Raw genomic sequence first — 2,736 nt, 5'->3', positions numbered from 1 at the left:
TGAGCTGCTGTCCATCGAGCAGCGCGTTCACGCGCGGGTCGTTGTTGTTCAGCTCGTAGGTGTAGGTGCCGTCGGCCTTGAGGACGATCTTGCCGTACTCGCCGTTGACGGCGGTGTTGACGTTGCCAGTGACGTTCTGGCCGGCGGGGACGGTGCCCTTGGCCACGCCGACGACGTTGGTGACGTCCGCGCCGAGGGTGTCGGCACCGGTGCCGCTGATGACGTTGCCGGAGGCGGTCAGTGCGGTGTCTTCCGTGACGGAAGCGGTGTCGGGCTTGGCTTCGGGCGCGGTGTCGGTGATGAGCACGACCAGGTCGTCAGACTTGACCTGGTTGGCCGCATCGGTGACGGTGACGGTGAACTTGTCGGTGACGGAGTCGTCGCCGGCGGTGTGGTTCTTGGCCGTCCCATCCTGCTGGTAGCTATAGGTGATCTTGCCGGTGGCCGGGTCGTAGCCAGTCAGCGTGAGCTTGCCTTCGGTGCCGTTGACGACGACCGGGGTGGTGCCCAGCGCCTGGAGTTCGGCCACGGTGAGGGTGGTACCGCCGATCTTGACGGTAGCCAGGCCTTCCGGTGCGGTGACGGTCAGTTCGCCGGTGACCGGCTGCGTGGCGTTCTCGGCGATGCTGACGTTGCCGGCATCGGCGCCATTGGCGTCGGGGACGGTCACGCCGGGCACGCCATCGGTGTGGCCGTTGATGGTGACGGTGATGGTGGTGGTGCTGACGTCGCCGTCGGCATCACGGATCGTGTAGGTGAAGGTGTCCTTGAGCTGCTGTCCATCGAGCAGCGCGTTCACGCGCGGATCGTTGTTGTTCAGCTCGTAGGTGTAGGTGCCGTCGGCCTTGAGGACGATCTTGCCGTACTCGCCGTTGACGGCGGTGTTGACGTTGCCAGTGACGTTCTGGCCGGCGGGGACCGTGCCCTTGGCCACGCCGACGACGTTGGTGACGTCCGCGCCGAGGGTGTCGGCGCCGGTGCCGCTGATGACGTTGCCGGAGGCGGTCAGTGCGGTGTCTTCCGTGACGGAGGCGGTGTCGGGCTTGGCTTCCGGAGCGGTGTCGGTGATGAGCACGACCAGGTCGTCGGACTTGACCTGGTTGGCCGCATCGGTGACGGTGACGGTGAACTTGTCGGTGACGGAGTCGTCGCCGGCGGTGTGGTTCTTGGCCGTCCCGTCCTGCTGGTAGCTATAGGTGATCTTGCCGGTGGCCGGGTCGTAGCCAGTCAGCGTGAGCTTGCCTTCGGTGCCGTTGACGACGACCGGGGTGGTGCCCAGCGCCTGCAGGTCGGCCACGGTGAGGGTGACGTTGCCGATCTTGACGGTAGCCAGGCCTTCCGGTGCGGTGACGGTCAGTTCGCCAGTAACCGGCTGCGTGGCGTTCTCGGCGATGCTGACGTTGCCGGCATCGGCGCCGTTGGCGTCGGGGACGGTCACGCCGGGCACGCCATCGGTGTGGCCGTTGATGGTGACGGTGATGGTGGTGGTGCTGACGTCGCCGTCGGCATCACGGATCGTGTAGGTGAAGGTGTCCTTGAGCTGCTGTCCATCGAGCAGCGCGTTCACGCGCGGGTCGTTGTTGTTCAGCTCGTAGGTGTAGGTGCCGTCGGCCTTGAGGACGATCTTGCCGTACTCGCCGTTGACGGCGGTGTTGACGTTGCCGGTGACGTTCTGGCCGGCGGGGACCGTGCCCTTGGCCACGCCCACGACGTTGGTGACGTCCGCGCCGAGGGTGTCGGCGCCGGTGCCGGTGATGACGTTGCCGGAGGCGGTCAGTGCGGTGTCTTCCGTGACGGAAGCGGTGTCTGGCTTGGCTTCGGGCGCCGTGTCGGTGATGAGCACGACCAGGTCGTCAGACTTGACCTGGTTGGCCGCATCGGTGACGGTGACGGTGAACTTGTCGGTGACGGAGTCGTCGCCGGCGGTGTGGTTCTTCGAGGTACCGTCCTGCTGGTAGCTATAGGTGATCTTGCCGGTGGCGGGGTCGTAGCCAGTCAGCGTGAGCTTGCCTTCGGTGCCGTTGACGACGACCGGGGTGGTGCCCAGCGCCTGGAGTTCGGCCACGGTGAGGGTGGTACCGCCGATCTTGACGGTAGCCAGGCCTTCCGGTGCGGAGACGGTCAGTTCGCCGGTGACCGGCTGCGTGGCGTTCTCGGCGATGCTGACGTTGCCGGCATCGGCGCCGTTGGCATCGGGGACGGTCACGCCGGGCACGCCATCGGTGTGGCCGTTGATGGTGACGGTGATGGTGGTGGTGCTGACGTCGCCGTCGGCATCACGGATCGTGTAGGTGAAGGTGTCCTTGAGCTGCTGTCCATCGAGCAGCGCGTTCACGCGCGGGTCGTTGTTGTTCAGCTCGTAGGTGTAGGTGCCGTCGGCCTTGAGGACGATCTTGCCGTACTCGCCGTTGACGGCGGTGTTGACGTTGCCGGTGACGTTCTGGCCGGCGGGGACCGTGCCCTTGGCCACGCCGACGACGTTGGTGACGTCCGCGCCGAGGGTGTCGGCACCGGTGCCGGTGATGACGTTGCCGGAGGCGGTCAGTGCGGTGTCTTCCGTGACGGAAGCGGTGTCGGGCTTGGCTTCCGGAGCGGTGTCGGTGATGAGCACGACCAGGTCGTCGGACTTGACCTGGTTGGCCGCATCGGTGACGGTGACGGTGAACTTGTCGGTGACGGAGTCGTCGCCGGCGGTGTGGTTCTTGGCCGTCCCATCCTGCTGGTAGCTATAGGTGA

1 protein-coding gene is annotated in these 2,736 nt (G+C 66.2%); it reads right to left on the bottom strand.

The features are described from left to right. Nucleotides 1–2,736, bottom strand: a 2,736-nt coding sequence (locus IB257_RS31810; RefSeq protein ID WP_304503457.1) for a VCBS domain-containing protein, incomplete at both ends; no start/stop codon positions are given.

Source organism: Achromobacter sp. ACM03 (assembly GCF_014851665.1).
In the GTDB taxonomy this organism is placed as follows: Bacteria; Pseudomonadota; Gammaproteobacteria; order Burkholderiales; family Burkholderiaceae_B; genus Achromobacter; species Achromobacter aegrifaciens.
This window is presented reverse-complemented; position numbering and strand designations above follow the sequence as displayed.